Source organism: Bacteroidota bacterium (assembly GCA_017303975.1).
In the GTDB taxonomy this organism is placed as follows: domain Bacteria; phylum Bacteroidota; class Bacteroidia; order JAFLBG01; family JAFLBG01; genus JAFLBG01.
On sequence record JAFLBG010000017.1, the window covers coordinates 24,603 to 50,474 of the forward strand.

Below are 25,872 nucleotides of genomic sequence, written 5' to 3' on the forward strand. Positions count from 1 at the left end.
AAATATTAGATCAGACTAATAATTTATTATTTCCCTTGTCGAATAGACTTTACCTCCACTTGCAACGCTTTTAGCATGTTTAAGATACTGGCAGGATTCAGTTCGTCTTCCTTGTATGCCCCAATATTTAAAGAACAAATATATTCCCACACCTCTAAAACATCTTCCGCTTTTACCTCGTATGGATGATATACTTTGTTATCGGAATGCAAATGAAATATGTGTTTATTTTTAGGGTCTCTAAATACACGCTTATATACAACACCTTCAGTCCTCGTAAGCATTACATATGTATTTCCATCCTTTACATCGTTTATCGATTCAACATACTTTCCTACCACAAAAGAGCCTTCGCGCAATGGCGGCATAGAATCTCCTTTTATACCAAACGCTCTGTGCTTACCGGCAGGCACAAAGGGCAAACTCATTCGTGGTACTGAATCAAAATACTCGGGATCTGCATAGCCATTCAAATAGCCTGCAGATGCTTTTAGCGGGATAAGCTCTATTAATTCATTGTTGTCTTTATCCAACATTACCGGGAACAACAATCTATTCTCTCCTACCTTAAACAATGATTTTATATCGGTTCGCCTCAAATCTGATTTTATCAAGGCATCAACAGCAACATGAAAAAATTTAGACAATTTAATCAGTGTTTCAATATTGGGTTCGGCTCTACCTTCTTCATAAGAAGAAACCTTACCTCTTGTTATCCCTAAGTTTTCTGCTAAATTTTCTTGCGATATCCCTAGTAAAGAGCGCAAATGAGTTATATTTTGTGATATTACAGACATTGCTAATTTATTTAGCATCAATATACTGAATAAATTAGCAAATAGCAAGTACTATCTTTACAACTAATTTGCACCCAACTTTTAATTGCTTTCTACCCTTCACTTATTTTGAATAGCTTTCAAAAATACGTAATTTGAGCTGCGTTTATAAAAAAGAATTTTCTATGTCTGTCATTACAAGTCAACACATCAATAAAGTCTTGAAAATTAGCCTAAATAGACCTGATAAAGCCAACAGCTTTAATAGAGAAATGGCGTTGGCATTGCAGCAGGAACTAGACAAAGCGGCTGCTGACAAAACTGTTCGAGCTATATTACTAACCGGCTCGGGCAAAGCATTTTGTGCAGGGCAAGATTTGGCTGAAGCCACCAACATGGATGCGGCAACAATCGAAAAATTTGTTAGAGAACATTACAATCCAATAGTATTAAAAATACGTGCGTTAGAAAAACCTGTTGTATGTGCCGTAAATGGTGTTGCTGCAGGAGCCGGTGCTAATATTGCATTTGCATGCGACTTAGTAATGGCATCATCCACAGCTTCATTCATACAATCTTTCAGTAAAATTGGCTTAATTCCCGATAGCGGTGGAACTTTTTTCTTACCACGATTAGTTGGCTTACAAAAAGCAACAGCAATGACTTTTTTAGCTGAAAAAATTTCGGCATCCGAAGCTGTTGAGTTAGGTTTAATTTACAAATCCATTGATGAAAACCAACTAGAAACAGAATCGTTAGCACTAGCAACTAAACTTAGCAATATGCCAACAAAAGGCTTGGCATTAACAAAAAAACTTTTGAATCAATCTTTTAATAACACGCTTAACGAACAACTAAATCAAGAAGCATTTGCTCAAGTTGAGGCAGGACTGACTGCAGATAGCAAAGAAGCAATAAATGCATTTTTAGAAAAACGAGAACCTAATTTTAAAGGCGAATAATTAAATCTATTAATCAAAACCTAATTATACAGTGAAAAAATTCCCTTACACAGAAAAAAAAGACACTCGCTCGGGCTTTGGTGCCGGGCTTTTAGAAATAGGAAAAAAAGATGAACGTGTGGTAGCACTTTGTGCCGATTTAACCGGATCTCTAAAAATGGACGCTTTTCAAAAAGAATTTCCTAATCGATTTTTTCAGGTTGGAATTGCCGAAGCTAATATGATGGGAATGGCTGCAGGAATGACTATTGGTGGCAAAATACCATTTACCGGTACTTTTGCTAATTTTTCTACAGGACGTGTGTATGATCAAATACGCCAATCTATAGCTTATTCAGGGAAGAACGTAAAAATATGCGCATCGCATGCCGGACTTACATTAGGCGAGGATGGAGCTACACACCAAATACTAGAAGATATTGGAATGATGAAAATGTTGCCGGGAATGACAGTTATAAATCCTTGCGATTACAACCAAACAAAAGCAGCCACCATGGCTCTTTTGCACCATGTTGGCCCGGTTTATTTACGTTTTGGGCGACCTACAATTCCAAATTTTACACCTGCCGACCAAAAATTTGAAATCGGAAAAGCTATTATGCTAAACGAAGGAACGGATGTTACGATTTTTGCAACCGGTCATTTGGTTTGGAAAGCAATTGAAGCAGGAGAAATATTAGCAGAAAAAGGAATTTCTGCTGAAATTATTAATATTCATACCATAAAACCTTTAGATACAGTATCCATTTTAAAATCTGTTTTAAAAACAAAGTGCGTTGTTACTGCCGAAGAACACCAGCGCAACGGAGGTTTAGGTGATAGTGTTGCTCAGTATTTGGCATTAGAAAAACCTACTCCAATAGAAATGGTAGCTGTAAACGATAGTTTTGGAGAAAGTGGCACGCCCGACCAATTAATGAAAAAATATGGCTTGGACACTACTAATATTGTAGATGCTGCATTAAAAGCAATTTCTAGAAAAGCGAAATAATTTATTATCAGATTAAACCTTTTCTGTTTTGTTTTGTCAAATCGCATATAATTGACAGAACTCTTCAATTGAATACAAATAACGAATGCTTGATTCCGAAGACAAAGAACTCTTAACTAAATTCAGAAATCAAGATACCAGGCACTATGCCTTTAATTTACTGGTGCGCAAATACCAACAGCGTGTTTATTGGCATATTCGCAGAATTGTAATTAGCCATGATGATGCAGATGATGTGGTACAAAACACATTTATTAAAGTATGGAAAGGGCTAGATAACTTTAAAGAAGACTCGCAATTATATACTTGGTTGTACCGAATTGCCACCAACGAATCCATCACTTTTCTAAATCAAAAAAAAACTAGGATGTTCGTTTCGTTAGACGGAACAGAAGCTGCGTTAGCCAAAAACTTGGAAGACGACCACTTTTTTAAGGGAGATGAAATTCAGAAAAAATTGCAATTAGCCATTCTAAAACTTCCGGAAAAGCAACGAATTGTATTTAACATGAAATACTACGATGAAATGAAGTACGAAGACATGGCAGAAGTGCTAGACACCTCTGTTGGTGCGCTAAAAGCGTCATATCACCATGCAGTAAAAAAAATAGAAGAATATGTTACGAATATAGATTAAACCTTTTGTAAATAAATCAGTCTAAAACACATAATAATCAATCTTTCATTCCTTTTTTTTACAAGAATAAAGGGATATGAATAAGACAAAAACTAATGGAGCTAAATAAAAACATACCGGAAGATTTTGATAACCTAGAAAGGTATGCTCCTACTCTATTTAGTATTCCTAAAACAAATGCATTTCTTACTCCGGAAAATTATTTTTCGCAACTTACCGAAATTACTATTGCGCAGACCAGCATACCACAATTAGATAAAACGGAACTTCAAGTACCTGATGGTTATTTTCAAAAACTCCCCGATTTTCTAACTACTTCTATTAAACTAGAAGAGCTTAAAAATGAAAAAACATTCGAAGTACCGGCCTATTATTTTGATGAGCTGCCAACTAGAATACAGCAACTTATTGGAGCACAAACATCGTCATTTAGTCTATGGAATTGGCTGCAACAACTACTGTCGCCCAAAATTTTTGCACCTGCAACATTCGTTATCGTTTTGTTATTAGGATTTTACAGCGCAACCAATTTAACTAAAAACGAAACTAATAATAACACACTGTTATCTGCTGATAAAACTTCTATAGAAAATTATACAGATAACTCCGAAATTGAAGAAGCACTTTTAATAGAGGAAAGCGATATTGATGCTATCTCGACCGCTTTTGCAGACGCAAATGCTAATACAGATGAAATAACAGAATACTTGGCAGAATCTACAATTGATATTAATACGATTGCAAATGAATTATAAAAATACACTTATTCTAATCACGCTTATTTTGCTGCTTTGTACAGGGCTACTCCATGCTCAACAAGGCAATGGCAAAGAAAGAATAGAATCATTAAAAGTAGCCTTCATTACTAAACGCATTGATTTAACTAGCAAAGAAGCACAGCAGTTTTGGCCTTTGTACAATGAGTACCAACAAAAACGAGAAGATTTGAAAATTGTACAACGCCAAAATAGAAAGAATTTAAAAGATAGCTACGAAGGCATGCCCGATAAAGAAATAGAAGCAATGATTGATGATGATATACTTTTAAAACAAAAAGATTTGGACTTACAAAAAGAACTTCACAAAAAGCTTAAACTCATTTTATCTTCAAAAAAAATTGCGCTACTTTATAAAGCAGAGGATGATTTTAAAAGAGAATTATTAAAACAACTAAAAGAAAAATAAAATGAGTAGAGCTTTTTTATTAATTCTTGTTGTTGTATTCACAGGTCGTTTATCTGCAAATGATTCAACAAATGCCAAGATACCTAAACATTATTTTAAAAATACTTTCTACTCTAATTATTACTCTACACCCAACAAACAGTCAAACAACAAACAAATCGGAAGCTATGGTTTTTCAAGCGTAAGCAGCGGATTTATTATTCCTCTACTTACAAAAGATTATTTTGAGAAAGATTCCGTAACCATTAAAAACTTCCATTTATTGGCAGTTGGAAACTATTTTATCGGCACGCCATACATTTCTAACCTTCCTACCCATTATCAGTTTTCAAAAATCAGTATTGGCTTAAGGGCTATTTATAATACAGGCAAAAAGAATACATGGTTTTACAACTTTTCTCCATTTATGGTTTATAATAATATCGACAACAAAGGAGAACTTAGGTATGCATCTGTTTTAATTTTCAACCGCACTGTAAATAAAAATTTTAGTTATCGTTTTGGAATTACCAAAACATTTTTATTCGGGAATCGATACAGGCTTCCAATTATTGGGTTTAGATTTGGAGCATTGGATGGTATTCATTTGAATTTAACATTACCTAGAAATATTTCGTTGATAATTCCGGTAAATAACTATGTTTCGTTTAGCTTGTTTACCAAACCAACAGGCGGATTATATACAATTAGTAACATAGATACACTCTATAATGCAAATGAAAAAACGATTCAGTTTGCCCGTTACGAGCTAACCTCCGGCTTCAATTTCTTTTTTATTCCTACAACAAATTTATCTTTCTTTTTTGGAAGTGGCATTGCAAGAAACAGGCAAGTAGCTGTCTCTTCGTTTGGTTATAGTACAAATAAAAAGGGAATTGTTAAACCCTTTTTAAGATCTAAGATAGAACCTAGCTTATTTGTAAACGTAGGACTTACCTTACGCTTTGGGAAAACTAAAAAAGTATATAATAACTTCACAATGTATGATGCGTTAGACATAAACTCGCAAATTGACCCAACTGACAACAATGATGTAATTGGTTCTGAAATACCCCGAAAATTAAAAGAGAAAGAAATTAGAAAAATAAAATATAAGGACGTTGCAGACTTAATTGAAATGCAGGATATCTACTAAAAACGAATTAACTCTTCGTATAATTCTTTAACAGGCAATCCCATTACATTAAAGTAAGAACCATCTATACGTTCTACGCCAATTAACCCAATCCATTCTTGTGCACCGTAACTACCCGCTTTATCATAAGGTTTGTAGGTTTCTACATAAAAAGTAATTTCTTGCTCAGTAAGTGTTTTAAAAAAAACTTTAGTGCAAGCGTAAAAACTTTTTTGCTTGTGCTTCGATTGAATAGTAACTCCGGTAAATACTTCATGCATTTTTCCGGATAATGTTTGAAGCATATACTTGGCTTCCTCAAATGACTCGGGCTTATTTAGCGCTTTACCATTAATCCACACTATAGTATCCGATGTAATTATCACTTCATCATTACCTAATTCATCCCTAAATGCATCTGCTTTCTTTTTGCTTAAATAAAGTGGAATTTCTTCTGCACATAAATTAACGGGGAATGATTCATCAACATCTTTGGTACGAATTTCAAAATCAACACCAAGCTCTTTTAGCAAATATTGTCTGCGAGGCGATTTTGAAGCTAAAACATATTTATATCCTTTTTGCAAAAGAGGATTCGTTGCGTTCATCGATTAAATTATTTTACAAAACTTATATAAATTACCGCTGAATACATAACCCCCAAAAACATAATTACTTTTGTAATTAAGGAAGGAAGCCAAAAGCTTTTATATTCAACACTTCTAAAAACACTTACAATCAATACAAAAAGAGGAACTTGAACTGCAAAAAGTAAATAATAAAAAGACAAAACAGCTCCGTCTGCATATTGCGATTTCATCAGGTATCCAATACATCCAATAGTTACAACACATAAACTATAAAGTACCAACTTAGCTTTCTTTATTCCCCACTTTATAGGCAAAGTCTCACAACCATAAGCCTTATCTCCCTCTATATCTTGCACATCTTTTATCAGTTCTCGAATAAGTGTAGTTAAGAATGCAAAAAACGAAAAAGCGATAATGGCTTTATACATAAATGATATATCAATACCTGTCTGTATAAACAGATAGCCGTACTTTTTAAGTAGCAATGGAATTTCAAAAAGTCCTACCAAAATTGGAACAAGCGCAGTAAATAAGGCAACTAAAACATTACCTATTAAAAATTGCTTTTTAAATGTTGTTGAATAAAACCATAATCCGCTGGCACACATAAAATAGATAAGTCCAACTATTTTCCACGTATTTGTTAAAAAGCCTAAATAGAGTGCAATTAAAAGGGCTGAAATGTTTAAAACCCAGTGCCACATAATAGCAGCTCTACGAGAAATTTTCACATCAATTAATACATCATCGGGTTTATTTATTCTATCGAGTTTTACGTCAAAATAATCGTTTATAATATAACCTGCAGCTGCAATCAACACAGTGGAAAATACAATTAAAAAAAAGTTAAACTCACTCAATTGCATAGAAATAAGAGTTTCGCGTACAATGTCGGGATACAATTGATGCAAAACGGAGTTTACGTAATGCAAAACAGGATAAATAACACCCCATCTAATTGCGTATTGAGTAAACGCAATAATCAACAAATTTGGCCAACGTATAAGTTTAAGAAATGAAAATACCATGCTTTAATTTACCCATTTATTATGCAACCGCAAAACTTGCTCAATCACATCTCTTACACAACCTTCGCCTCCTTTGAATGGCGAGGTGTAATCACATATTGCCCTTACTTCATGCACCGCATCAGCAGGGCAAGTTGAAGCCCCACATTTTTGCATACATTCCATGTCTGGCACATCATCTCCCATATACAACACCTCTTCAAAATCAATATGATTAGAAAAAACAAAATCGGTTAGTGATTCCAGTTTATCAAATGATTTCAAATAAATATCGGTAATCCCAACCTCTTTCAAGTGTAGTTTGATATGCTCTGAAGATGCTCTTGTAATAAGCGTAATTTTATAACCCTTACTCACGGCTTGATGCATAGCATATCCATCTTTTGCATTCACAGTTCTTATGTGCTCCCCATCAGGCATAAGAGTAATAGTGCCATTTGTAAGCACCCCATCAAAATCAAATGCAAATGCCTTTATTTTATTGAGTTTTTCTTTAAAGTTTGCCATATCAAACTACCTAGCTCCTGTTTTAAATTTAGCTATTGCATTTCTAGTAAACTCCGACAAAACAAGAGTTCCACTCATTTGTGCACGTTCAAGTAATAATGAATCCCAGTTTTCTGTTCCCTCCCAAAAAACGCTCTTTAATTGGCTCATTGCTTCAGGACTTGAGTTAGAAAGCTTTTCAGCTAAACCAATCACTGCAGCATCCAATTCTTCTAGTGTTTGAAATGTATTAATATACAATCCCTTTTCTTTAGCCCATTCAGCGGAAAACCATTCCGTTGCATTAATTGACATGGCTGTGAATGCAGACTTACCAACTTTTCGCTCTACTGCCGGTCCAACAACAAATGGGCCAATACCTACAGCTAGTTCACTTAGTTTTACTGAAGCAGAATCATGTGCCAACGTATAGTCCGCTGCACTAGCTATTCCCACTCCCCCACCTACAGCTTTTCCCTGAACACGAGCAATTACAAATTTTGGCGCTTTTCTAATAGAATTAATAACAGAAGCAAAGCCTGAAAAGAATTTTTTCCCCTGCTCCATGCTGCTTATTGAAACAAGCTCATCAAAAGAAGCTCCTGCACAAAACGCTTTGTCTCCTTCACTTTTTAATACAATAACACGAACATTGCTGTCTTCTCCGGCTTTTGCAATATGTTGCGACAACTCTTGCAAGATAGCTCCCGGCAGCGAATTACTTTGAGGATGAAAAAATGTAATTGTGGCTATTGAATTTCTAATCTGTGTCTTTACGAACGCTTCCATACTTAATACAGTTTTAGTTTAGTTTAGTTTAGTTTATTTAAGAAATAATTGCCGTAGCTTCAATTTCTACTAGCAATTTTTTATCAATCAAGGCACTAACTTCAACCATAGAAGTTGAAGGTTTTATATCTTTAAAAAACTCTAAATGAGCTTTTGCTACCTCTTGCCACGCTGTAATATCTTTTACAAAAATCCTTGTTCTAAGTATATTTTCCATTTTACCCTCAGCTTGCTCTATAGCAGATTTGATCTTTTTAAGAATAAATTTAGTTTGCGTATAATAATCGTTTTCGCCTACTACATTACCATCTTCATCTACTGCAGTGGTGCCTGACACCTCTATAAGATTGCCAACACGCACTGCCCTGCTATAGCCAACTATTTCTTCCCATTTTGCTCCAGATGAAATATTCTGTCTCATACTATACTTTCTCAATTACAACAGCATACCCCTGACCCACGCCAATACACATAGTTACAAGCGCATATTTTTTATTTTGCTCGTGTAATTCTATGGCGGCTGAATTTAAAATACGAGCTCCACTCATTCCAAGTGGATGCCCAATGGCAATAGCGCCTCCATTAGGATTAATACGCGCATCGTCATCTTTTAATCCCCAACAGCGAATACACGCCAACGATTGGGCTGCAAATGCTTCATTTAACTCTATAATGTCAATATCCTTCCATGATAACCCCGCTTTTGCAATTGCCTTGTTTGCTGCCTCGACAGGACCTATGCCCATTATACGGGGCTCTACACCTACTGCGGCAGATGAAATAATTTTTGCTTTAGGTATTAAATTATATTTTTTCACTCCTCTTTCCGATGCTAACAAAACCGCAGCGGCTCCATCATTCAATCCGGATGCATTGCCCGCTGTAACACTTCCCTCTTTTCTAAACGAAGGTTTTAGCTTTGAAAGTCCCTCCATCGAGGTGTCTTGTTTAATAAACTCATCAAAAGCAAAAATTTTAGGCTCTCCTTTCTTTTGAGGAATAGAAACAGGAACAATTTCCTTGGCTAATCTACCCGATTTTACTGCCCTAGTAGCCTTTTGTTGACTAGCAAGTGCAAACTTATCTTGATCTTCTCTGGATATTTTGTGAATATCATTTAAATTCTCGGCCGTTTCTCCCATGGCATCAACACCGTATTTTTCTTTCATTATAGGATTTACAAAACGCCATCCAAAGCTACTGTCAAACAACTGCGCATCTCTGCCAAAAGGAGTAGATGTTTTAGACATAACCCAAGGTCCTCTTGTCATATTTTCTACTCCACCGGCAATCATCAAATCTGCATCGCCAACTTGAATGGCTCTACTTGCGGCTACAACAGCAGACAATCCTGACGCACATAATCTATTAACGGTCTCTCCCGGAATAGAAAATGGCAACCCTGCTAATAGAAGCGCCATTCGAGCCACGTTTCTATTATCTTCTCCCGATTGATTTGCACATCCCATAATCACATCTCCTACATCTGCCCAATCAACCGATTTATTTCTGTTGGTAAGTTCTTTTAATACAAGTGCAGCCAAATCGTCCGTACGAATGGTAGAAAGCGTACCTGCAAAATTTCCAATCGGAGTTCTAATACCGTCAATGATATATGCTTGGTTCATAATCAACAAATTATAAATAACTAATAAATTAGAAATACTTGGATTAAAAGTAATACAAATGAATTACTTACTACATAAAAAAAGCAAAGCAAATTTGACTTTACCATCCATATTTGTTGCATAATTCACTAAAAAATATACATTTGTATGGTTATAAATCAAATTTTACAAAAATGAAAAAAGCCTTATTCATTATATCAAGCGTACTGTTTTTGTATTCTTGCAAAAATGGGAATAAAAATGAAGAACAAACTACTACCGCAGATACTACTCAAACGCAACAATTAGACCCTCAAAAACAATTGGTTGGAGAGTGGCAAAATACCGTATTAAAAGTAACTGTGAATACTGCACGAAACACAGACTCAACGGGTATTGTAGATGTAAACGAGCAAAATTGGGCAGATGTATTAAAAACGAAACCTATTAAAATGTCCTTTACTGAAGATGGAACATTTAACACCGAATACAGAAATCTAAAAGATGAAATGATTAATGGAGGTTCTGGTAACTGGTATATTGTAAATGATACATTAGTAATGAATCAAAAACAACCTGATATCGTTTCTACATTTTACAAAGTAGCTTTTTCAAATGAAGGAACAGTTGAACTATCTGGTGTTGTTGATTGGGAAGGCGATGGAAAAGTGGATGATAACTACATGGGAGTTCTTAAAAACATTTCAACAGCTAAATAAAAAAATATTCCTTATTTTTAAAGGGCTCAGTCTATTGATTGGGCCCGATTTTTTTAACCCCGGTATAATTAATTTCTGTGAGTACAATAAGCATGCTTAACAAAGAAAAAAAAGTAGTAACAAACGATATTTTAGTAAAAGCATTCGAGCTTATGTGCACAGCCAAAACCATGGCGGAGTTGTACGAACAAAATAAAGAAATTACTGCAAAGTACGTTCACGCAACTTCTCGAGGACACGAAGCAATACAACTGGCACTTGGGATGCAATTAAAACCCCAAGATTATTTATCTGCCTATTACCGAGACGACAGCATATTACTAGCTATTGGAATGCAACCATACGAATTAATGTTGCAACTATTAGCAAAACGAGACGACCCATTTTCTGGTGGACGAACATATTACAGTCACCCTAGTTTGAAAAGGGACAATATGCCCAAAATTCCCCATCAAAGCTCAGCTACAGGGATGCAAGCAATACCAACCACTGGCATTGCAATGGGAATTCAATACCGTGAAAAATTAGGAATACCTGAATATACAGGACCAGACAAGGCTATTGCCGTTTGTTCACTCGGAGATGCCTCTATTACAGAGGGCGAGGTTGCGGAGGCATTTCAAATGGCTGTTCTTAGAAAATTACCAATCTTATACTTAGTACAAGACAACGAATGGGATATATCGGCTCATGCAAGAGAAATTCGTTCGATGGATGCTACCGAATATGCCAAAGGATTTAAAGGACTAGAAGTAAAAACAATTGACGGTACAGATTTTATAAAATCGTTCGAAACGATTGCTGAAGCCATTTCTATTATTAGAAACGAACGCAGACCGGTTTTGGTGCACGCAAAAGTTCCATTATTAAATCATCATACATCCGGTGTGCGCAAAGAATGGTACCGAGACGACCTAGTTGAAGCAGCTAAAAGAGACCCTTACCCAAAATTAAAAAATCAATTGCTCGTTGCTGGAATTGAAAACTTTCAGCTAAATAAAATAGAAACCGAAGTTTCAAAATACGTTCAAGCTGAATACGAAAAAGCATTAAACGCAGAAGATCCAAAGCCGGAAGACTTATTCACACACGATTTTGCACCAACTCCAATTACAGAAGAAAAAGGAAATCGTATCCCTTCTAATAGAGAAAAAACAGTAATGGTAGATTGTGCTCTATTTGCTATTCAAGAGCTTATGCACAAACACAAAGAATGTTTGTTGTATGGACAAGACGTAGGAGCTAGATTAGGTGGCGTTTTTAGAGAAGCAGCCACCTTGGCTCAAAAATTTGGAGACGATAGAGTATTTAACACCCCAATTCAAGAAGCATTTATTGTTGGAAGTACTGTTGGAATGTCTGCAGTTGGACTAAAACCAATTGTGGAAGTTCAATTTGCAGATTACATATGGCCGGGACTTAACCAACTTTTTACAGAAGTTAGCAGATCATGTTATTTGTCAAATGGCAAATGGCCGGTAAGTATGATTTTAAGAGTACCCATAGGTGCTTATGGTAGTGGCGGGCCTTATCACTCCTCCAGTGTAGAAAGCGTTGTGGCAAACATAAAAGGCATTAAAATTGCCTATCCTTCTACTGGTGCCGATTTGAAAGGGCTTTTGAAAGCTGCATATTATGACCCTAATCCGGTTGTGATATTTGAGCACAAGGGCTTGTATTGGTCTAAAATAAAAGGGACAGAAGATGCCAAAACGATAGAACCGGATGAAGATTATATTGTTCCCTTTGGAAAGGCCAGAATAGTTCAATCTGTTGAGCCAACAAAAGATAATACCACCCTCACAATAATTACCTATGGAATGGGCGTTTATTGGGCGAAAACAGCCAGTGCCAATTTTACAAACAGAGTTGAAATTATTGACTTACGCACATTAAATCCACTAGATACAGATACTGTATTTAACTCCGTAAAAAAACATGGAAGATGTATTGTTCTTTCAGAAGAAACTCTTAACAATAGTTTTGCCCAAGCATTAGCAGGAAATATTTCGGAAGTATGTTTTAGTTATTTAGATGCTCCTGTAACAACCATAGGTGCGGAAAACATGCCTGCAATACCACTAAACTCAACACTAGAAGCTACCATGCTTCCCAATGCCAATAAGCTAACTAGTGTTATAGAGAGTTTACTTCTGTACTAACTCAAATCCTTTGATGCAGAATTAGCAACTATCCATTATATTTGCCAAAATATTTTACTATGTACATTCATAAAGAAGGATTTCCAACCATTGCAATAACAGTTTTATTTATAGCGCTACTTAACGGAACAACACTGTATGCATTTCCCAACAGTGGTATTGTGCATATTATATCTGTTTTAGTCAGTTTATTTTTACTTATTACTGTACTTCAATTTTTTAGAAATCCGAAACGAAATACTATTCAAAATTCAAATGCAATTATTGCTCCGGCAGATGGAAAAGTGGTAGTAATTGAAGAAACTACTGAAACAGAATATTTAAAAACCAAGTGTATTCAAGTTTCTATATTTATGTCGCCCATTAATGTGCATGTAAATAGATATCCTATTTCAGGCACAGTGAGTTATGCAAAATATCATCCGGGAAAATATCTTGTTGCATGGCATCCAAAATCTTCAACTGAAAACGAAAGAACCAGTATTGCTGTTAAACATACCAAAGGCTACGAAATATTATTCCGCCAAATTGCGGGTGCCTTAGCCAGAAGAATTGTTTATTATGCTAAAGAAAATGATACAGCGATGCAGGGAAGTGAATTTGGCTTTATCAAATTTGGTTCTCGTGTTGATTTATATCTTCCATTGACTGCAAAAATCAAAGTGGAGTTGAATCAAAAAACTATTGGCGGAGAAACAATTATTGCTGAGGTCTGATAACTATCAGTAAACAATATTGTTATTTGGGTATTAATTTGGTACATTTGTTGTAAGTATATAACTAAACTAAAACATACCATTATGAAAAAATTATTTTTATTGTTAGCATTCGCAGGAATTGTTGGTGCTACATCATCTAATATGATTGCTGCTAGCTTTGGAACAAAAGCTACTGTTGTTAATCATGATGACAAAAAAGACAAAAAGAAAGATTGCTGCAAAAAAGGCGATAAAAAAGCTTGTGCTAAAGATGCAAACGGAAAAGCTTGCGCTAAAGACGAAAAATCTTGTAGCAAAGGTGAGAAAAAAGCATGTTGCAAAAATAAATCAGCAGAAGCTGCTCCTGCAAAAACAGAAGAGAAAAAAGCTGAATAACATTTAATTCTTATAAAACACGAGAGGCTGCTCCAATAGGGCAGCCTCTCGTGTTTTATACTATACTATTCCCTTAAATCATTCTCCGTACATTTTACGAATAGATTTATAATAAATTGAAATTATGTCTTACATACGAATTAAGTAATAACATAACTTTTTCGGAATTTGGTATTCTTATTCGCTCTGTCATAACCCTTTCTGGCTTTACCCGTTTTATTTTGTTAAACAAGGAACGGAAATATACATATGCCAAATAAACCCCAAATCGTGAACTTTTTGGAAGAAGTAAAATTCCTTTATACCCCTCGTCAAAATCAGCCTCAATATCTTTTTCAATTGCACGTTTCGTTTCTTCGTCAAATTTTGTAATATCAATTCCCGGAAAATATGCTCTATCTAAATCAATTGTATCTTGCTTCAAATCTCTTAAAAAATTAATTTTCTGAAAAGCAGAGCCTAAGCTCATAGCATAATCTTTCAACTGATTGTACTGAGTTTCGCAACCCTCGCAAAAAACCTTTAAGCACATTAATCCAACTACTTCTGCCGAGCCAAGAATATATTTATCATATGCATCTTTTGTGTACGATTTTTTATTCAAATCCATCTCCATACTATCCAAAAAAGTATCTATTAAACTCAAATCAATAGAATACTCGTTTACTGTTTTCTGAAAACTATTTAGTATTGGATTAAGGCTGATACCTTGCTTTATTGCTTTATAGGTATCTAACCTAAACGATTGCAATAAATCTGCCTTATCGTACTCATGAAACGTATCTACTATTTCATCTGCAAATCGAACAAAGCCATAAATATTAAAAATCGGTTCATGAAATCTTTTGCTCAGAAATTTAATACCCATTGAAAAAGATGTACTGTAGCTTAATGTCGTAAGCTTACTGGTTTTGTAAGATATTTTATCAAACAATGCTTTTGTTGCCATAAAAATTTAATTAAAGTCTTTTATTATTTGAGTAGCTGCAACTTTCCCCGAAATAAGAGCGGGAGGAACTCCTGGCCCCGGAACAGTTAACTGCCCGGTAAAATATAAGTTCTTAAGTTTTTTGCTTTTTAATTTGGGTTTTAAATTTGCTGTTTGCCAAAGTGTATTAGACAGTCCATACGCATTTCCTTTAAAGGCATTGTAATCTTTTACAAAGTCAGTAAATGCGTAATCTTTCCTATAAACAATATTTTCTTTTATTCGTTCTCCTGTTTTTTTCTCCATGCGAGCAATTACTTTTTCAAACAAACTCTCTCGCACCTCTACCGTATCAATCAATCCGGGGGCAACAGGAATCAAAATGAATAAATTTTCACATCCCTCTGGCGCAACAGTTGAATCTGTTTTAGATGGAGCGGAAACATAAAACAATGGGTTATCAGGCCATTTAGGCTTGTCGTAAATATCTTTAGAATGAATATCAAAGTTTGTGTCGAAAAACAAATTATGGTGAAGTAAATTATCTAGTTGCTTATTTACACCTAAATAAAATATAACACACGAAGGAGCTAGTTTCCGCTTATCCCAATATTCTGGCGTATATGACCTGCTGTCCTTTTCAAGCAAATGCTGCTCAACATGATGATAGTCTGCACCACCAACAAGTACATCACACACATAACTTCCCTTATCTGTTGTAACAGAAGCAACTCGCCTACTTTCGGTATTTATTTTTGAAACAGTTTCAGACAACTTAATTTGTACACCTAATTCTTTAGCCAAACTTACCATCCCCTCTACTATTTTATGCATTCCTCCTTTAGGATACCAAGTACCAAGCGACATATCAGCATAATTCATTAAACTATACAATGCGGGAATATCTTTGGGCTGCGCCCCTAGAAAAAGCACCGGAAATTCTAATAGCTGAATGAGCTTGGGGTTAGAAAAGTATTTTCTAACATAATCATGAAACGACTGAAAAATATGCAAACGAAAAACACCCGACAAAACTCTTTTATCAATAAATTCTGATATAGATTCACCTGGTTTATAAACCAAATCATTAATACCTACATCATACTTATAGGCGGCTTCTTTTAAAAAATCACGTAACTTATTCCCTGCCCCTTTCTCTGTTGCCTCAAATAAATTGTATAATCCATCTAAATCCGCAGGAACATCAACATGATCATTGTCTGAAAAGAAAACTCTGTAGGAAGGAGATAAACGTTCAAGTTGATAATAATCGCTTACTTTTTTTCCAAATGAGTTAAAAAATGACTCAAAAACATCCGGCATCCAATACCAACTTGGTCCCATATCAAACGTAAACCCATTTGTTATAAATTTTCTAGCTCTGCCTCCTGCTTGATTATTCTTTTCCAAAATAGTTACAGAAAAACCTTCTTTTGCTAAATGGCAAGCAGCAGACAAACCCGCAAAACCTGCTCCTATTACAATAGCCGTTCTCTTTTCTAAATTATTTTGTTTAACCATTATTAAATATAATTAAACAAATATAGTATATTAAACCATAAAAAGCAATTACGTTTAACATTTATTATAAATTATAAAACAAAAAACCATATCTATTAGCATTGAAAAAATAAAGTTCAATTCCTTACTTTTACGAAACATCAGCTTTTATTAATATATTACTGGCAATTATGGCAACAAAAACTACATCAAAATGCCCTAAATGTGTTGGGGCGCAAATTACTGGAAAATCATGGGATCGATTTTTGGGGGAGTCGGCAGCCCCTCTTGAAATAGAAACATTTATGGAGCACACCTACCCACTTGTGCCAAAAATATGCACTAAATGTGGCTATGTTGAGTTTTATGCTCTTTTTCCTAAGAGGAAAAAATAATTTTTACCAATTTAGAATTTAGATATTACTATTTAGAATTTCAGTTATTTATTATGTCAGATAAAGTAAAATACAACGAAGACAGTATTAAGACCCTTGAGTGGAATGAGCATATACGCTTACGCCCTGGTATGTACATAGGAAAATTAGGAGATGGCTCTTCGCCTGATGACGGTATTTATATACTACTTAAAGAGGTTATAGATAACTGTATTGACGAGTTTGTAATGGGCAATGGAAAAGTCATTGACATTACCATTAAAGATAAACTAGTAACAGTGCGCGATTACGGTCGAGGAATTCCGTTAGGAAAAGTAGTCGATGTAGTTTCTAAGATTAATACTGGAGCTAAATATGACTCAGAGGCATTTAAAAAATCGGTAGGATTAAACGGTGTGGGTACGAAAGCTGTAAATGCTTTGTCTAGTGCTTTTACTGTTCAATCTTTTAGAGAAGGTAAAACCAAATCTGCAGAATTTAATATTGGCAATCTACTTAAAGAATCTAAATTAACTAGCTCAAATGATAAGGAAGGAACTTTTGTGTCCTTTATTCCTGACGAAAAAATATTTGGCAAGTATCACTACATAAATGAATATGTAGAAAAAATGCTTTGGAACTACGCATACTTAAACGTAGGACTAAAGCTTATTTTCAATGGCAACGAATTTATTTCAAAAAACGGATTGCTGGATTTGTTAAATCAAAATTTGAGTGGTCCGGTATTATATCAACCAATACATCTTAGTGGTAATGATATAGAGGTTGCAATGACCCACGCAGAAACGCAGTATGGAGAAGAGTATTATTCTTTTGTAAATGGAGCGCATACTACACAAGGCGGAACACACCAAGCTGCTTTTAGAGAGGCAGTTGTAAAAACTATTCGGGATTTTTACAAGAAAGACTTTGAGGCAGTTGACATTAGAACATCAATTATTGCGGCTGTAAGTATAAAAGTTCAAGAACCGGTTTTTGAATCGCAAACAAAAACAAAGCTTGGCTCGCAGGATGTTGGGCCCAAAGGACCTAGTGTAAAAGCTTTTATTGGCGATTTTTTAAAACAAGAACTAGATAATTATTTACATAAGCACCCCGAATTAGCACAAAACCTATTAGCAAAAATCCTTCAATCTGAACGCGAAAGGAAAGAGCTTTCGGGCATACAAAAGCTAGCAAGAGACAGAGCAAAAAAAGCATCACTACACAATAGAAAGCTACGTGATTGCAGAGTTCATTACGATACCAACCACGATAGACGTCTAGAAACAAGTTTATTCATTTGTGAAGGTGATTCAGCTAGTGGGTCTATTACAAAAGTACGCGATGTAAATACACAAGCTGTATTTAGCTTAAAAGGTAAACCTCTTAACGCCTTCGGACTTACCAAAAAAGTAGTATACGAAAACGAAGAATTTAATTTATTGCAAAGTGCACTAAACATAGAAGACGGACTAGAAAACTTACGTTATAACAATGTAATTTTAGCAACTGATGCCGATGTGGATGGTATGCACATTCGTTTACTATTACTAACCTTCTTTTTGCAATTTTTTCCTGACTTGGTAAAAAATGGGCATTTATACATTTTACAAACTCCTTTATTTAGGGTTCGTAATAAAAAAGAAACCATTTATTGTTACTCCGATGAAGAGCGCCAAAGAGCAATTCAAAAACTTGGCACAAAACCTGAAATAACCCGATTTAAGGGACTTGGAGAAATATCGCCTGATGAGTTTAAGAATTTCATTGGAAAGGATATTCGCTTGGAACCTGTAATTATTGGAAAGGAAACCACCATCTCAGAATTGCTTAGCTACTACATGGGTAAAAACACACCAGAACGCCAAGATTTTATTATTGATAATTTAAAAGTAGAAATGGACTTGGTAGAAGATTCTATTTAATTAGAGAATTAGGTAATGTAGTGATTTGAAAATTTGAAGATGAAAAAAATTGCTGATTGTATATTTTGTAAAATAGCTGCGGGAGAAGTTCCCTCCTATAAAGTTTGGGAAGATGAAAAGCATTTGGCTTTTTTATCTATTTTTCCTAACACTAAGGGCTTTACGGTTGTTATTCCAAAACAACATTATTCCAGTTATTGCTTCGATTTACCAGATACCGTTTTAACAGAACTAATACTTGCAACCAAAAAAGTAGGAAAACTGCTTGACAAATCATTTGAAAATGTTGGTCGTACAGCTATGATCACAGAAGGATTTGGGGTCGACCACGTGCACACCAAGCTAATTCCGTTGCACGGCACCGGAGATATGACAACATGGAAACCTATCAACTCTTCAAATAAAAAATATTTTACACAATATGAAGGCTATGTATCTTCCCACGATTGCGATAAAGCAGACGATGCAGAATTAAAAATAATTGCAGAACAAATTAGACAAAATAATTAATTGACCTTATTTAGTATATGTCAGAATTAACTAACAATTCAGAAGAAAACAATACAAACGAAAACCATAATATCATACACCTAAATGGTATGTATAAAAATTGGTTTTTAGATTATGCATCCTATGTAATTTTAGAACGTGCTGTACCTTATGTTGACGATGGACTAAAACCAGTACAGCGAAGACTATTGCATTCATTGTGGGAATTGGAAGATGGTCGTTACAACAAAGTTGCCAACGTAATTGGGCATACGATGAAGTATCATCCACACGGAGATGCTTCTATTGGTGATGCTATGGTGCAAATAGGGCAAAAAGATCTTCTTATTGATACTCAAGGTAACTGGGGAAATATACTAACAGGAGATAGCGCAGCTGCTCCACGTTATATAGAAGCTCGCTTATCTAAATTTGCGTTAGAAGTAGCCTTTAATCCTAAAACAACTGTTTGGCAATCTAGTTATGATGGAAGAAACAAAGAACCAATAGCCTTACCAATTAAATTTCCTTTGCTATTGGCACAAGGTGTTGAAGGAATCGCAGTTGGATTAGCTTGTAAAATTTTACCGCATAATTTCAATGAGTTAATCGATGCATCAATAAATATCCTTAAAGGGAAAAAGACTAATATTCAACCTGACTTTTTAACGGGCGGGATGGCTGACTTTACCGACTATAACGATGGATTGAGAGGTGGAAAAATACGTATTAGAGCCAAAATAAGCCAAGTTGACAAAAAGAACTTGGTAATTACTGAAATTCCTTTTTCTACTACAACCACATCTGTTATTGATAGTATTGTTGCTGCCAACGATAAAGGAAAAATAAAAATAAAAAAAGTTGAAGACAATACTTCTGAAAATGTTGAAATACTAATACATCTTATCCCGGGTACAGATATAGACAAAACGATTGATGCTCTTTATGCATTTACAGATTGTGAAATATCCATATCCCCAAATGCATGTATTATTGAAAATGATAAACCTCGCTTTGTTGGAGTTAACGAGATTTTAAAAGTATCTACAGATAGAACACTTCAGCTTCTTAAAAGTGAATTAGAAATTGAAAAATCTGAATTACAAGAACAATGGCATTTCTCTTCTCTTGAAAAAATATTTATCAAGGAGGAAAAGTACATCGACTTTAAAAAATATTCCGACAAAAAAGAATTATTCGAATACCTCTATGAATGTTTTAAGCCTCATAAACGCAAACTAATTAGAGACATTGCTGATGAAGATTTAGACAAGCTTACAAAAATACCAATGATACGTATTACTCGTTTCGACAGCATTAAAGCAGACGATGTAATGAAAGAATTGGAGGCAAGATTGGAGCAAGTAAATCAGCACTTAGCTAACCTAGTTGAATTTGCAATAGAGTATTTCAAAAATCTGAAAAAGAAATATGGAGAAGGACGCGAACGCAAAACAGAAATAAAAACATTTGATACTATTGTAGCTACACGAGTAGCTATTGCCAACGTAAAGCTTTATGTAAACAGAGAAGAAGGATTTATAGGCACTTCGTTACGTAAAGATGAATTTGTGGTAGATTGTTCTGATCTAGATGATGTAATTGTCTTTAGAAAAGACGGAGTAATGAAGGTTGTTAAAATTTCTGAAAAAACATTTGTGGGTAAAGACATTTTGTATGTAAATGTTTTTAAAAAAAACGACACAAATACAATTTACAACCTCATGTACAGAGATGGAAAGAATGGATTAACAATGATGAAGCGCTTTACAGTTTCCGGTGTTACAAGAGACAAAGAATACAACTTAACAAAAGGTACAGACGACTCTCAGATAATTTATTTTACTGCAAATCCAAATGGAGAAGCCGAATTAGTTAATGTGCAACTAAAACCTGTTGCAGGAGTTAGAAAACTAGATTTGGATGTAAACTTTGCAGAGCTAGCTGTTAAAGGGCGCGATTCTGTTGGGAATATTGTAACTAAATACGCTGTAAAAAAAGTTGTCTTAAAACAAAAAGGCAAAGCAGTTATTTCTGCAATTAAAATTTGGTTTGACGATTCTGTACATCGCTTAAATACCGATGCAAGAGGAATTTACCTTGGAGAATTTTTGCCTGAAGATAAAATTTTAACAATTACTCAATCCGGCAACTACAAACTTACCGGCTTCGATCTCTCTACTCATTTTGACGATGACATTGTTTTAATCGAAAAATTTTATCCTAAACAACCTGTAACAGCAATTTATTTTGATGGAGAAGCAAAAACATATTTTGTAAAACGATTCCTAATTGAACCAACTGATAAGAAAGTATTATTTATTTCAGAAGCAGAAGGCTCTTACCTTGAAATTGCTACTACACATATTGCTCCTACTGTTGAAGTGAAATTTGCCAAAGTAAAGGACAAAGAAATACCAAGCGAAAAAATTGTATTGTCCGAATTTATTGAAGTAAAAGGATTAAAAGCAAAGGGGAACAAGCTGTCTAATAACAAAATAAAACAAGTTGACTTAACAAGCCTTATGCCTCTAAAAGGTTCAACTACAGATGATTTTGAAGATGACGAATTATCTCCAATGGAAAAGCTTCGAAAAGCAAATGATTCTGATAAAAAACCAGGAGGTAGTAATTCTGAGCAAATTAGTATGAATTTATAATGGCGTAAAACTATCCCAAAAAATTGTGGACGAAGATTAGTGTTCCAAATTACTATGCTCTAACAATCCGTTATAGTTTTTAGGAGAAACAATCTCTGGCTTACTAATTCCGTTGTATTGTATAATTAGTGGGTAATTACCAAGCTTTATTGTTTGTGAAGAAAGAAATTCGTCAAAATCAAAAGAGATAGGCAATACAATGTATCTGTTTTTATGATGATTTAAATTTTGATTTAACAAAAGCTCATACTTCGCTTTTTGTTCTAAATCTTCTTTAAATAAATTTTTCGGTTTTACTTTGTGGTACACATGATAATCAATAGCAATAAGCTCTTTAAGCACCGTATCATTCGGAAAATACTCATTAGCATACTTATCCAATATAACATACGTTTCTTCCAAAGAGTGTTTATGAAAATCGCTTACTAACTTAAAAAAATTACCTAATTCAATAAAAAAATCAAAAACACTGTATTTCGAAGTAACGTATTTCAGCGTATTAATTGCTTTTTTCTTATTCCAGTAAATCTCCAATATATTTTCTAAATCTACTATTTTAGTACGTTCTACTTTAGACAAATATTTACTCTCTATAATTTGATACGGTGGCATTGGATCAAACACAAATTCATGTTGATTATGTTTGTCTCGCACCGGAGTACCTTTCAAAAACTTAAGAAACCCAAGTTGCAGTTCCGGAGCAAACAATTTAAATACTTCTTCAAAACTATATTTTATATCATCCCAATAATCTAACGGTAGCCCAACAATTAAATCGAGATGCATTTCAATTTTACTAGACAAGGCATTTATTACACCTTTTGTTTTTTCGAAATTTTGTTTTCTACTTACTTCTAAGTTTGCCTTTTGATTAACAGTTTGTATTCCTATCTCGAACCTAAACAAGTTTGGAGGCACATGTTCGTTTATATACTTAATAATGTCCGGATGAACAATATCGGCTGTAATTTCGAATTGAAAAACATTATCCGGATGATGATGTTCCAATATAAATTTGAATATATCAAGTGTGAAGTCCTTTTTTACATTAAATGTTCTATCTAAAAACTTAATTACCTTTCCATGTTTCATTAAATACAACAACGTTGCTTTAATACTATCGTTAGGTAAATAGCGAACTTTATTATCCAAACTAGCCAAACAAAATTCGCACTTGTACGGACATCCGCGTGATGTTTCTAAATACAAAACTCTATTTTTCAACTCCTCAACATTGTCGTCTGAGTATGGATTAATATGTTCGAGCTCCTTTAAATCAAACATTACAGGAGCAGGATTATGCACTACACCTTCGGTTGTTTTTCTTACCAGCCCTGCAACATTAGTTACATTAGGGAACGATTCTATAAATTGTCTAAATGGAATTTCCCCCTCCCCTACGATTATGTAATCAACCTCCGGCAATGCTATTATTTCTTGCCATTCATAACTTACCTCAGGACCGCCCAACACTATTGTAATGTGTGGATTTATTTTTTTTAATTCCTTTATAACGGCAATGGTAGGCGTAATATTCCAGATATAGCAACTAAATGCCACTACCGTATAACTAGAACAATAATTTGCTATGTCAACTTTTGATTCTTTTATAGTAAATTCCTTCCACTCTAGCCCATCAAAGCTCTTGTTTAATTGGTACAACAACCTAATAGCTAAATTAGAATGAATATATTTCGCATTAAGAGTTGTAAGAAGAATACGCATGCTTTTAATTTAGAAACAAAGTTACATCAATAACGGGGTTAATTTAATTTTAACTCGGCTATTGAATTCTTTCTTAATAACATCGTTTCTTTTTTCTGCTAAAAATTTCGACCTGCGAATGCCGCCTACATAAAACATTTGAAGCAAGCCGGTACCAATTGTAAATGAAGAGAAATAATATTTATTGTACACCAACAAACCTGTAAAAGCAAAGCCGGACAAATTGAATACTGAACTCCAAATTCCTTCTTTTGTATATCCGGAATATACATGCCCCATTCCCGGTAAAAAAACAGATATATTCTCTGCCCTTCCGGGTATTTTAAGTTTAGGAAGCTTTTTGTCTGCATACTCATTGTTTAGTAAGGAAAGCAAAGAATCTTTCATTGCAGAACTTAGTTGGTAGTTTTTTACGATAGATTGTATGTGTAGTTTGCAATCGCTCCATTTAAATTTTTCATTTAAAATAAGTATATGCAATAGCTCGGAGTTCAATGTAAGCGCAGGATTTGTGACATCTAATTTAAGCTGCAATAATTGAGTTTCTGCTAAATTAAAATTTGAGTTTAAATACGAACACAATGCCAATTGAAACCGACACTCCGCAGCCAAGGTGTCAGAAATTTCAGTAAAAACTAATCTCGAAAGAGTTGCTTCTGCTTCCGGATAACATCCCAATTGCTTATAACAATTTGCCTTTTTTAATAACGACTTATCAAAATCAATCGAAGTTTCAGATTGATATGCAAGTCGCTCGTAGGCAACTACAGCATCACTATACAGCCTAATAGAAAATAAACTATCTGCATCTAAAAACGTAGTTGCAAATAAACTATTTGTAACGGTTATAAGAATTATATATGTCAAACAAAATCTCATTATCTATCTCTTTATACTTATCAGCTCTTTTAAGTTTTACACTATAGGCACTTCCAACAATACTTCCAAGGTAAAATGTGGTAAACAGCGACCCAAAAATGTAGGTTTGCGGTGTATTTAAACCATCTCTATAAATAGACTCTGCTGTGGCAGTTGCAAATATTAAGTTTGGCATAAATGACGATAATGCCTTGCCACTGTACCCTGCATACATTTTGCCCGATCCGGGAATAACAGCGGATAGCAATCCGGCTACAAATGGCGATTTTCGTTTAATTTTTTTCAAATCCACATAGTACATCAAAATATCTTTTTCTTCTTTAGCTAGTCTATAATCTTTTTCGCCAAACCTACTCGAAATAGAATCGAATGACCGCCAATTTCTATTCAAAAGTGCACTTGCCGCTTTTTGATAATTTATAAAGTGGTTCATATCATCTGTTGTATCTACTTTAATAGAATGAACAATACTATCGCCCAACATTCTTTTTCCGGTAAATAAATAACTATATGATAGCAGCAACGCGCTTTTTGTTTTTAAAGATGGAGAACTTATGTTTTTTAAATAAACAATACAGCTATCAAATTTTTTCGATTTATGATAATTACTTGCAATAATAAAATCAATAGAATCAACTGTTGTACTTGAAATTTCCGGATATGTGGTTTTACATTTTTTTAACACATAATTAGCATCTTCCAACAAATTATTGGACAATAAATACCTTACAAAAGAAAACTCTTCTGCAATGCTTGTTTGTGAATGTAAGATGTTTGTAATTACAATAAAAAAAGCAATCAGCTTATATGTTTTGTAGCGTCTCAATAATGCAGATGTTGATAGGTTTCAACAGAATCGATAATTCTATTTGATGTTTCTCTAAGATGATAATAATTGAAATCTCTTTTTGCCATTGCAGTGCATCTTGTAAGCCTATCTGCCGTAAGCGGAATTCCTTTTAGCAATCCGTAGGTGCGTATTACTTGGCGACTAAAAGACGAACAGCTTATTTCATAAGGACAATCTGCACCTAATTGTTTCGAAATATATTTTTGGTAAACAAATAACGAGCCTCCAAAAAACAAACTCACAGGATTGTACTTTACAAAAACATTTTTTTTGTCGGCAAACAAGTACGAAACTTTTCTTTCGTTGAATCGACTATCCGGAAACTCTTTGCTTAACGCTATACCCCAGTCACTCTTTGTTTGAGCAACAGATAAAAGTGCAAATACTTGCAGCAACACA

27 protein-coding genes are annotated in these 25,872 nt (G+C 34.5%); 14 read left to right on the top strand and 13 right to left on the bottom strand.

Going from position 1 to position 25,872, the window contains the following annotated elements; translation table 11 throughout:
• Positions 1-26 precede the first annotated feature (26 nt).
• Entirely contained in the window at positions 27-797 is a 771-nt protein-coding gene (locus J0M08_07485; protein MBN8702890.1) for a LexA family transcriptional regulator, read from the bottom strand.
• Between the two features lie 164 nt (positions 798-961).
• Between J0M08_07485 and J0M08_07490 the strand changes: the two genes are divergently transcribed.
• The 6 genes from J0M08_07490 to J0M08_07515 all read left to right on the top strand — a co-directional run bounded on the left by J0M08_07490 (position 962) and on the right by J0M08_07515 (position 5,686).
• Positions 962-1,738, top strand: a complete 777-nt coding sequence (locus J0M08_07490; GenBank protein ID MBN8702891.1) for an enoyl-CoA hydratase/isomerase family protein — start codon at positions 962-964, stop codon at positions 1,736-1,738.
• Positions 1,739-1,769: 31 nt separating this feature from the next.
• Positions 1,770-2,729: a transketolase family protein gene (locus J0M08_07495; protein ID MBN8702892.1), complete on the top strand. Its 960-nt coding sequence runs from the start codon at positions 1,770-1,772 to the stop codon at positions 2,727-2,729.
• 85 nt (positions 2,730-2,814) lie between these two features.
• Positions 2,815-3,366, top strand: coding sequence for a sigma-70 family RNA polymerase sigma factor (locus tag J0M08_07500; GenBank protein ID MBN8702893.1), 552 nt, complete (start codon positions 2,815-2,817; stop codon positions 3,364-3,366).
• A gap of 95 nt (positions 3,367-3,461) precedes the next feature.
• Positions 3,462-4,121, top strand: a complete 660-nt coding sequence (locus J0M08_07505) for a hypothetical protein (GenBank protein ID MBN8702894.1) — start codon at positions 3,462-3,464, stop codon at positions 4,119-4,121.
• Positions 4,111-4,551, top strand: coding sequence for a hypothetical protein (locus J0M08_07510; protein ID MBN8702895.1), 441 nt, complete (start codon positions 4,111-4,113; stop codon positions 4,549-4,551). Before J0M08_07505 ends, J0M08_07510 begins: the two co-directional genes overlap by 11 nt.
• Before the next feature lies 1 nt (position 4,552).
• Positions 4,553-5,686, top strand: coding sequence for a hypothetical protein (locus J0M08_07515; GenBank protein MBN8702896.1), 1,134 nt, complete (start codon positions 4,553-4,555; stop codon positions 5,684-5,686).
• Here J0M08_07515 and maf read toward each other — a convergent pair.
• From maf to pcaF, 6 genes are read right to left on the bottom strand one after another with little or no spacing between them, the layout of a single operon-like run.
• A complete protein-coding gene (gene maf, locus J0M08_07520) occupies positions 5,683-6,273 on the bottom strand; it encodes a septum formation protein Maf (protein ID MBN8702897.1) in 591 nt (196 codons plus the stop codon). The two genes, J0M08_07515 and maf, sit on opposite strands and share 4 nt — an antisense overlap.
• Positions 6,274-6,281: 8 nt before the next feature.
• Complete coding sequence (locus J0M08_07525; GenBank protein MBN8702898.1) at positions 6,282-7,283, bottom strand: geranylgeranylglycerol-phosphate geranylgeranyltransferase; 1,002 nt, start codon at positions 7,281-7,283, stop codon at positions 6,282-6,284.
• A 3-nt stretch (positions 7,284-7,286) separates the two neighbouring features.
• Positions 7,287-7,790, bottom strand: a complete 504-nt coding sequence (locus J0M08_07530) for an HAD hydrolase family protein (protein MBN8702899.1) — start codon at positions 7,788-7,790, stop codon at positions 7,287-7,289.
• A gap of 6 nt (positions 7,791-7,796) precedes the next feature.
• A complete protein-coding gene (locus J0M08_07535) occupies positions 7,797-8,558 on the bottom strand; it encodes an enoyl-CoA hydratase/isomerase family protein (protein ID MBN8702900.1) in 762 nt (253 codons plus the stop codon).
• A 37-nt stretch (positions 8,559-8,595) separates the two neighbouring features.
• Positions 8,596-8,979 carry a RidA family protein gene (locus tag J0M08_07540; protein MBN8702901.1) on the bottom strand — a complete coding sequence of 128 codons (384 nt, stop codon included), beginning with the start codon at positions 8,977-8,979 and terminating at the stop codon, positions 8,596-8,598.
• A 1-nt stretch (position 8,980) separates the two neighbouring features.
• Positions 8,981-10,186, bottom strand: coding sequence for a 3-oxoadipyl-CoA thiolase (pcaF, locus tag J0M08_07545; GenBank protein ID MBN8702902.1), 1,206 nt, complete (start codon positions 10,184-10,186; stop codon positions 8,981-8,983).
• A 173-nt stretch (positions 10,187-10,359) separates the two neighbouring features.
• Between pcaF and J0M08_07550 the strand changes: the two genes are divergently transcribed.
• From J0M08_07550 to J0M08_07565, 4 genes are all read left to right on the top strand, one after another.
• Positions 10,360-10,884 carry a hypothetical protein gene (locus tag J0M08_07550; protein MBN8702903.1) on the top strand — a complete coding sequence of 175 codons (525 nt, stop codon included), beginning with the start codon at positions 10,360-10,362 and terminating at the stop codon, positions 10,882-10,884.
• 92 nt (positions 10,885-10,976) lie between these two features.
• The gene (locus J0M08_07555; GenBank protein MBN8702904.1) at positions 10,977-13,046 is read left to right on the top strand and encodes a tungsten formylmethanofuran dehydrogenase; all 2,070 of its coding nucleotides are present in this window, start codon (positions 10,977-10,979) and stop codon (positions 13,044-13,046) included.
• A gap of 59 nt (positions 13,047-13,105) precedes the next feature.
• On the top strand, positions 13,106-13,762 hold the full coding sequence (locus J0M08_07560; protein MBN8702905.1) for a phosphatidylserine decarboxylase family protein: 657 nt from the start codon (positions 13,106-13,108) through the stop codon (positions 13,760-13,762).
• A gap of 84 nt (positions 13,763-13,846) precedes the next feature.
• Positions 13,847-14,140 carry a hypothetical protein gene (locus tag J0M08_07565; GenBank protein ID MBN8702906.1) on the top strand — a complete coding sequence of 98 codons (294 nt, stop codon included), beginning with the start codon at positions 13,847-13,849 and terminating at the stop codon, positions 14,138-14,140.
• A gap of 106 nt (positions 14,141-14,246) precedes the next feature.
• On the opposite strand, the gene J0M08_07570 is transcribed toward J0M08_07565, so the two are convergent.
• On the bottom strand, positions 14,247-15,089 hold the full coding sequence (locus J0M08_07570; GenBank protein MBN8702907.1) for a phytoene/squalene synthase family protein: 843 nt from the start codon (positions 15,087-15,089) through the stop codon (positions 14,247-14,249).
• 6 nt (positions 15,090-15,095) lie between these two features.
• Complete coding sequence (crtI, locus tag J0M08_07575) at positions 15,096-16,589, bottom strand: phytoene desaturase (GenBank protein ID MBN8702908.1); 1,494 nt, start codon at positions 16,587-16,589, stop codon at positions 15,096-15,098.
• Positions 16,590-16,759: 170 nt separating this feature from the next.
• On the opposite strand from crtI, the gene J0M08_07580 reads away from it, so the two are divergent.
• From J0M08_07580 to J0M08_07595, 4 genes are read left to right on the top strand one after another with little or no spacing between them, the layout of a single operon-like run.
• The gene (locus tag J0M08_07580) at positions 16,760-16,963 is read left to right on the top strand and encodes a hypothetical protein (GenBank protein MBN8702909.1); all 204 of its coding nucleotides are present in this window, start codon (positions 16,760-16,762) and stop codon (positions 16,961-16,963) included.
• A gap of 53 nt (positions 16,964-17,016) precedes the next feature.
• Positions 17,017-18,870: a type IIA DNA topoisomerase subunit B gene (locus J0M08_07585; protein MBN8702910.1), complete on the top strand. Its 1,854-nt coding sequence runs from the start codon at positions 17,017-17,019 to the stop codon at positions 18,868-18,870.
• 39 nt (positions 18,871-18,909) lie between these two features.
• The gene (locus J0M08_07590) at positions 18,910-19,380 is read left to right on the top strand and encodes an HIT family protein (protein ID MBN8702911.1); all 471 of its coding nucleotides are present in this window, start codon (positions 18,910-18,912) and stop codon (positions 19,378-19,380) included.
• Between the two features lie 17 nt (positions 19,381-19,397).
• Positions 19,398-22,019, top strand: coding sequence for a DNA gyrase/topoisomerase IV subunit A (locus J0M08_07595; protein ID MBN8702912.1), 2,622 nt, complete (start codon positions 19,398-19,400; stop codon positions 22,017-22,019).
• A gap of 36 nt (positions 22,020-22,055) precedes the next feature.
• On the opposite strand, the gene J0M08_07600 is transcribed toward J0M08_07595, so the two are convergent.
• From J0M08_07600 to J0M08_07615, 4 genes are read right to left on the bottom strand one after another with little or no spacing between them, the layout of a single operon-like run.
• Positions 22,056-23,744, bottom strand: a complete 1,689-nt coding sequence (locus J0M08_07600; protein MBN8702913.1) for a DUF4080 domain-containing protein — start codon at positions 23,742-23,744, stop codon at positions 22,056-22,058.
• A gap of 21 nt (positions 23,745-23,765) precedes the next feature.
• Positions 23,766-24,611: a hypothetical protein gene (locus J0M08_07605; protein MBN8702914.1), complete on the bottom strand. Its 846-nt coding sequence runs from the start codon at positions 24,609-24,611 to the stop codon at positions 23,766-23,768.
• Positions 24,577-25,449 carry a hypothetical protein gene (locus J0M08_07610; GenBank protein MBN8702915.1) on the bottom strand — a complete coding sequence of 291 codons (873 nt, stop codon included), beginning with the start codon at positions 25,447-25,449 and terminating at the stop codon, positions 24,577-24,579. Before J0M08_07610 ends, J0M08_07605 begins: the two co-directional genes overlap by 35 nt.
• Positions 25,446-25,871 carry a membrane protein insertion efficiency factor YidD gene (locus tag J0M08_07615; protein ID MBN8702916.1) on the bottom strand — a complete coding sequence of 142 codons (426 nt, stop codon included), beginning with the start codon at positions 25,869-25,871 and terminating at the stop codon, positions 25,446-25,448. The genes J0M08_07610 and J0M08_07615 overlap by 4 nt, the downstream gene beginning before the upstream one ends.
• Position 25,872: the final 1 nt, after the last annotated feature.

What these genes read in the sequence shown, in the direction of transcription:
- J0M08_07485 (MBN8702890.1), bottom strand. Translation starts at nt 797, where the DNA reads ATGTCTGTAATATCACAAAATATAACTCATTTGCGCTCTTTACTAGGG.
- J0M08_07490 (MBN8702891.1), top strand. Translation starts at nt 962, where the DNA reads ATGTCTGTCATTACAAGTCAACACATCAATAAAGTCTTGAAAATTAGC.
- J0M08_07500 (MBN8702893.1), top strand. Translation starts at nt 2,815, where the DNA reads ATGCTTGATTCCGAAGACAAAGAACTCTTAACTAAATTCAGAAATCAA.
- J0M08_07505 (MBN8702894.1), top strand. Translation starts at nt 3,462, where the DNA reads ATGGAGCTAAATAAAAACATACCGGAAGATTTTGATAACCTAGAAAGG.
- J0M08_07510 (MBN8702895.1), top strand. Translation starts at nt 4,111, where the DNA reads ATGAATTATAAAAATACACTTATTCTAATCACGCTTATTTTGCTGCTT.
- J0M08_07515 (MBN8702896.1), top strand. Translation starts at nt 4,553, where the DNA reads ATGAGTAGAGCTTTTTTATTAATTCTTGTTGTTGTATTCACAGGTCGT.
- maf (MBN8702897.1), bottom strand. Translation starts at nt 6,273, where the DNA reads ATGAACGCAACGAATCCTCTTTTGCAAAAAGGATATAAATATGTTTTA.
- J0M08_07525 (MBN8702898.1), bottom strand. Translation starts at nt 7,283, where the DNA reads ATGGTATTTTCATTTCTTAAACTTATACGTTGGCCAAATTTGTTGATT.
- J0M08_07530 (MBN8702899.1), bottom strand. Translation starts at nt 7,790, where the DNA reads ATGGCAAACTTTAAAGAAAAACTCAATAAAATAAAGGCATTTGCATTT.
- J0M08_07535 (MBN8702900.1), bottom strand. Translation starts at nt 8,558, where the DNA reads ATGGAAGCGTTCGTAAAGACACAGATTAGAAATTCAATAGCCACAATT.
- J0M08_07540 (MBN8702901.1), bottom strand. Translation starts at nt 8,979, where the DNA reads ATGAGACAGAATATTTCATCTGGAGCAAAATGGGAAGAAATAGTTGGC.
- pcaF (MBN8702902.1), bottom strand. Translation starts at nt 10,186, where the DNA reads ATGAACCAAGCATATATCATTGACGGTATTAGAACTCCGATTGGAAAT.
- J0M08_07550 (MBN8702903.1), top strand. Translation starts at nt 10,360, where the DNA reads ATGAAAAAAGCCTTATTCATTATATCAAGCGTACTGTTTTTGTATTCT.
- J0M08_07555 (MBN8702904.1), top strand. Translation starts at nt 10,977, where the DNA reads ATGCTTAACAAAGAAAAAAAAGTAGTAACAAACGATATTTTAGTAAAA.
- J0M08_07560 (MBN8702905.1), top strand. Translation starts at nt 13,106, where the DNA reads ATGTACATTCATAAAGAAGGATTTCCAACCATTGCAATAACAGTTTTA.
- J0M08_07565 (MBN8702906.1), top strand. Translation starts at nt 13,847, where the DNA reads ATGAAAAAATTATTTTTATTGTTAGCATTCGCAGGAATTGTTGGTGCT.
- J0M08_07570 (MBN8702907.1), bottom strand. Translation starts at nt 15,089, where the DNA reads ATGGCAACAAAAGCATTGTTTGATAAAATATCTTACAAAACCAGTAAG.
- crtI (MBN8702908.1), bottom strand. Translation starts at nt 16,589, where the DNA reads ATGGTTAAACAAAATAATTTAGAAAAGAGAACGGCTATTGTAATAGGA.
- J0M08_07580 (MBN8702909.1), top strand. Translation starts at nt 16,760, where the DNA reads ATGGCAACAAAAACTACATCAAAATGCCCTAAATGTGTTGGGGCGCAA.
- J0M08_07585 (MBN8702910.1), top strand. Translation starts at nt 17,017, where the DNA reads ATGTCAGATAAAGTAAAATACAACGAAGACAGTATTAAGACCCTTGAG.
- J0M08_07590 (MBN8702911.1), top strand. Translation starts at nt 18,910, where the DNA reads ATGAAAAAAATTGCTGATTGTATATTTTGTAAAATAGCTGCGGGAGAA.
- J0M08_07595 (MBN8702912.1), top strand. Translation starts at nt 19,398, where the DNA reads ATGTCAGAATTAACTAACAATTCAGAAGAAAACAATACAAACGAAAAC.
- J0M08_07600 (MBN8702913.1), bottom strand. Translation starts at nt 23,744, where the DNA reads ATGCGTATTCTTCTTACAACTCTTAATGCGAAATATATTCATTCTAAT.